The organism is Streptomyces sp. NH27 (assembly GCF_056859195.1).
The window spans coordinates 1-4,991 of sequence record NZ_JACEGK010000561.1 but is presented as its reverse complement, the minus strand read 5'-3'; the positions used below and the strand labels follow the sequence as shown (position 1 = coordinate 4,991).

Here is a 4,991-nt window from a genome sequence, read left to right as displayed (position 1 = left end):
GTCCGGGGGCGGCAACCGTCAGCTCAGGTCGATGCCCGGGTAGAGGGGGAAACCGGCAAGCAGGTCGGAGGAGCGGGTGGCGACCTGCTCGGCGACGGTCGGGTCCAGCACGTAGTTGGCCTTCGACGTGCCGCCCTTCGCCGCGGCGGCGGGCGTGGCGGCCGTCAGCACCGTGTCGATGAGGCCGGCGATCTCGTCCATCTCCGGCGCGCCCAGGCCCCGGGTGGTGAGCGCGGGGGTGCCGATGCGGATGCCGGAGGTGTACCAGGCGCCGTTCGGGTCCTGCGGCACCGAGTTGCGGTTGGTGACGATGCCCGCGTCCAGCAGTGCCGCCTCCGCCTGACGACCCGTCAGGCCGTAGGAGGAGACGTCGATCAGGGCGAGGTGGTTGTCGGTGCCGCCGGTGACCAGCGTCGCGCCGCGCCGCAGCAGGCCCTCGGCGAGCGATCGGGCGTTGTCCACCACGGCGTGCGCGTAGCTGCCGAACTCCGGCCGGGCCGCCTCCGCGAGCGCCACCGCCTTGGCCGCCATCATGTGCGGCAGCGGGCCGCCGAGCACCATCGGGCAGCCGCGGTCCACGTGCTCGGCGAGCGCGTCGTCGCACAGCACCATGCCGCCGCGCGGGCCGCGCAGCGACTTGTGGGTGGTGGTGGTGACGATGTTCGCGTGCGGCACCGGGTCGAAGTCGCCGGTCAGCACCTTGCCCGCGACCAGGCCGGCGAAGTGCGCCATGTCCACCATGAGCGTGGCGCCGACCTCGTCGGCGATCTCGCGCATGATGCGGAAGTTGACCAGCCGCGGGTACGCGGAGTAGCCCGCGACCAGGATCAGCGGCCGGAACTCGCGGGCCGCGGCGCGCAGCGCGTCGTAGTCCACCAGGCCGGTCTGCGGGTCGGTGCCGTAGCTGCGCTGCTCGAACATCTTGCCCGAGATGTTCGGGCGGAAGCCGTGCGTGAGGTGGCCGCCCGCGTCCAGGGACATGCCGAGCATCCGCTGGTTGCCGAAGTCGGCGCGCAGCCGGGCCCAGTCCTGCTCGGACAGGTCGTTGACCTGGCGGACGCCGGCCTTCTCCAGCGCCGGGCGCTCCACCCGCTGCGAGAGCACCGCCCAGAACGCGACGAGGTTCGCGTCGATACCGGAGTGCGGCTGTACGTACGCGTGCGCGGCGCCGAACACGTTGCGGGCGTGCTCGGCGGCGAGCGCCTCGACCGTGTCCACGTTGCGGCAGCCCGCGTAGAAGCGGCGGCCGACGGTGCCCTCCGCGTACTTGTCGCTGAACCAGTTGCCCATCGCCAGCAGCACCGCGGGCGAGGCGTAGTTCTCGCTCGCGATCAGCTTCAGCATCTCGCGCTGGTCGGCGACTTCCGCGGCGATCGCGTCCGCGACCCGCGGCTCGACGCCCCGGATCACCTCGAGCGCGCTGCGGAACGCGGTCGACTCGACGGACCGGTGGGATTGCGGGGACTGCTGGGTGACAGACGGCTCGGCCATGGCGGGGTCCTCCGGAGATTCGGCAACGGGGTGGCCCAGGCGCACGGCACTTCTGATTCGCACGAGCCGCTTCCCGATGGTTGCACCCATCCCAGCACGCCAGTCACGGCTCCGGGGCAGCGTATCAACCCGTCCGACCTGCCGCGTACTGTCGGTTCCGGGACCACCTGGCGGCCGGGCCCTCGGGCGTGTGCCGGCTCCTTTCGCGGCGCAGCCGCGCAGGGCCAGGGGCGCTGTAGGCACGACATCGGGAGCGGCACATGGGCAGGTCGGAAACCTCGGCTACAACCTCGGCTTCGGTGCGTTGCCAGGTCACCGCCGCTGGCGTGGGCATCCTGGAGCTGGATCGCCCGGGTGCGCTGAACGCGCTGGACCTGGACATGGCCCGCGCGATCGACACGACGCTGCGCGGATGGCGGGAAGACCCAGCGGTCCGCTCCGTGCTGGTGCGCAGCACCTCCCCGAAGGCGTTCTGCGCCGGCGGCGACATCCTGGCGATGCGTGCCGCGGGCCTGCGCGGCGACGACGCGGCGGTCCGCGAGTACTTCAGCACGGAGTACGCGCTGAACGCGCTGATCGCGGAGTACCCGAAGCCGTACACCGCGCTGGTCGACGGGTACGCGATGGGCGGCGGGCTGGGCATCTCGGTGCACGGCTCGGCGCTGGTGGCCACCGAGCGGGCGGTGCTTGCGATGCCGGAGACGGCGATCGGGTTCTTCCCCGACATCGGCGCGACCTACTTCCTGCCGCGGCTGCCGGGCGCCGTCGGCTGGTACCTCGGGCTGGCGGGCGTACGGATCTCGGGCGCCGCCGCGGTCGAGTGCGGCCTGGCCACGCACTACGTGCCCGCCGCCGACCTGCCCGCGTTGGAGGAGGCGCTGGCCGGGACGGAGGGCGGCACACCGGACGCGGTGCTGGAACGGTTCGCCGTGGCCGCGCCGCCCTCCGAACTCGCCGGGCACCGCGCGGCGATCGAGCGCTGCTTCTCCGCGCCGGACCTGGCGCAGCTGCGTACCCGGCTCGCCGCAGAAGCCGACGCCGGGGGCGCCGCCGACCGGGCATGGGCCGAGGACACCCTCGCGGTGCTGGGCCGGGCCAGCCCGATGAGCCTGGACGTGACCTTCGGGCTGCTGCGCGCGGGAACCGGCGCGAGCCTGGCGGAGTGCCTGGCCGGCGAGTTGGAGAGTGCCTGCCGCACCGCCCGCGAGCCCGACTTCCACGAAGGGGTGCGCGCCGCGCTGGTGGACAAGGACCGCAATCCCGTCTGGGCGCCACGCGCTTGAGGACCACGCCCGTACGTCGCGCCGCCGGGCCACCCGCGTCGCCCTGGGTCCATTATGTGAGATGTCGGTATCACCATGCGGGCGACGCGGCGTACTGTGACGATCGATGATCACCGGACCGTCGCCGCCGGGCGGCCGGCGGTGGTCGCGCGACGATTGGAGCGCCATGCCCCGGGAATGGGACGCCAGGACGTACGACTCCCTGCCGCTGCCGCACCTCGGTTGGGGGCGGCGCACGCTCGCCCGGCTGCCGTTGCGCGGCGACGAGCGGGTGCTCGACGCGGGCTGCGGTACCGGGCGTGACACCGAAGGGCTGCTGGACCGGCTGCCGGACGGCCGGGTGATCGCCGTGGACGGTTCTGCTCACATGCTGGACCGGCTGCGGGAGCGGCTGGCCGGGCGGCTGGACCGGGTGGAGGTCGTGCTCGCCGACCTGACGAAGCCGCTGACCTTCGACGGCGAGGTGGACGCGGTCTTCAGCGTCGCCGCCTTCCACTGGATCCAGGACCACTCCGCGCTCTTCGGGGCGCTAGCCGAGCGGATGCGGCCCGGCGCCCGCCTGGTCAGCGACTGCGGCGGCCGCGGCAACATCGCCGCGGTCAACGCGGCCGTCGCCGACGTCACCGGCACCACCTCCGACACCTGGGAGTTCGCGGGCGTGGACGACACCCGCGACCGGCTGGCCGCCGCCGGGTTCACCGACATCGACGTCCAACTGCGCCCCGACCCGGCCGTGTTCGAGCGCGGTGAGCAACTGGAGTCCTTCCTCGCGACCGTCATCCTCGGCCCGCGGCTGGACACCATGGCCGACGCCGACCGCGAGCCCTTCGTACGGGCCGTCGCCGCGCGCCTGGCCGAGCCGGTCGCGGACTACGTCCGGCTGGAGATCTCGGCCGTACGAAGCTGACGCGGGCGGGCGAGGCCGGGGCCGAACGATGTCGCGGCCTTACGGCGTCAGAGCTTTACGGCGTCGGGGCGCCGTAGTGCTGGTGCACCTGGGTAAAACCGGGGCGGCGTGCGGCACTCAACCGGTTGAGCCGGCGGCGCCGTTGCGGAGATCCGGCCGCCGTGGCGCCAACACCGGCAGCCCGCTCCCTATACTCCCGAGGTCGTAAGGTGGGCGGGCCGTATCGCCGAAACCGGCCCGCCCGCGGGCCCCGCACCGCCCGAGGCCGCATGTCCCCCGTGTCCCCCAAGAAGCGCCCCACCATTGCCGACATCGCCGAGGCCGCAGGCGTTTCGAAGGGCGCGGTGTCCTACGCGCTCAACGGCAAACCGGGCGTGTCGGAGGGGACCCGCGCACGCATCCTGGAGATCGCCGCCAGGATGGGCTGGCACCCCAGCAGCGCCGCCCGCGCGCTGTCCGACGGCCGGGCCGGCGCGATCGGCCTGGTGGTGGACCGGCCCGCGTGGGTGCTGGGCATCGAACCGTTCTTCATGCGGCTCATCTCGGGTGTCGAGGCCGGGCTCGCCGCCACGGGCACGGCGCTGCTGCTCCAGGTCACCGAGGACGCCGGCGCGGAGGAGGCGGCGTACCGGCGCTGGTGGGGCGAGCGGCGGGTGGACGGCGTGCTCCTGGTGGACCTGCGCGAACCCGATCCGCGGCCCGAACTGCTCGCCGAACTGGGCATGCCCGCCTTGGCGGTGGGGCACGCCGGCCGGGTGCCCGGGGTGCCGTCGGTCTGGATCGACGACGCGGTCGCCGTCCGGGAGACCCTGGCCTACCTCGCCGCGCTGGGGCACCGCGAGATCGCCCGGGTGGCCGGGCCGCCGCACTTCGTGCACACCCGCGAGCGCGGCGAGGCGTTCGAGGCCGCGGCGGAGGAGTTGGGGCTCGGCGGGATCACTTGCGTCTACACCGACTACTCCGGGGAGGACGGCGCGCGGGCGACCCGGCGGCTGCTGTCCGCCGCGCAGCGGCCCACCGCCATCGTCTACGACAACGACGTGATGGCCGTCGCCGCGCTCGGCGTCACCCAGGAGATGGGGGTGTCGGTGCCGGGCGAGCTGTCCCTCGTCGCGTGGGACGACAGCGAGTTGTGCCGCCTGGTGCACCCCGCGCTGACGGCGGTGAGCCGCCGGGTGCCGGAGTACGGCCACCGTGCCGCGGAAGTCCTGCTCGCGCACGTGAGGGGGGAGCGGGTGGCGGACGTGCTGCTCGAACCGCCGGTGCTCGTCCCGCGCGGGAGCACCGCCCCGGCCCGCCCCGCCTACCGC

At 73.8% G+C, this 4,991-nt stretch carries 4 protein-coding genes and 1 riboswitch; of the genes, 3 read left to right on the top strand and 1 reads right to left on the bottom strand.

All coding sequences use genetic code 11. The features are described from left to right. Nucleotides 1-18: 18 nt before the first annotated feature. On the bottom strand, nucleotides 19-1,491 hold the full coding sequence (locus AC13HU_RS31920; protein WP_483045464.1) for a glycine hydroxymethyltransferase: 1,473 nt from the start codon (nucleotides 1,489-1,491) through the stop codon (nucleotides 19-21). 26 nt (nucleotides 1,492-1,517) lie between these two features. After that, a riboswitch (ZMP/ZTP riboswitch) is annotated at nucleotides 1,518-1,608 on the bottom strand. Between the two features lie 143 nt (nucleotides 1,609-1,751). Between AC13HU_RS31920 and AC13HU_RS31915 the strand changes: the two genes are divergently transcribed. The 3 genes from AC13HU_RS31915 to AC13HU_RS31905 all read left to right on the top strand — a co-directional run. Beyond that, nucleotides 1,752-2,774 (top strand): enoyl-CoA hydratase/isomerase family protein, encoded by a 1,023-nt coding sequence (locus AC13HU_RS31915; protein WP_483045463.1) that lies wholly within the window; start codon nucleotides 1,752-1,754, stop codon nucleotides 2,772-2,774. 106 nt (nucleotides 2,775-2,880) lie between these two features. Beyond that, nucleotides 2,881-3,681, top strand: a complete 801-nt coding sequence (locus AC13HU_RS31910; protein WP_483045462.1) for a class I SAM-dependent methyltransferase — start codon at nucleotides 2,881-2,883, stop codon at nucleotides 3,679-3,681. A gap of 278 nt (nucleotides 3,682-3,959) precedes the next feature. Further along, a partial coding sequence (locus tag AC13HU_RS31905; protein WP_483045461.1) for a LacI family DNA-binding transcriptional regulator occupies nucleotides 3,960-4,991 on the top strand: 1,032 nt, incomplete at its 3' end.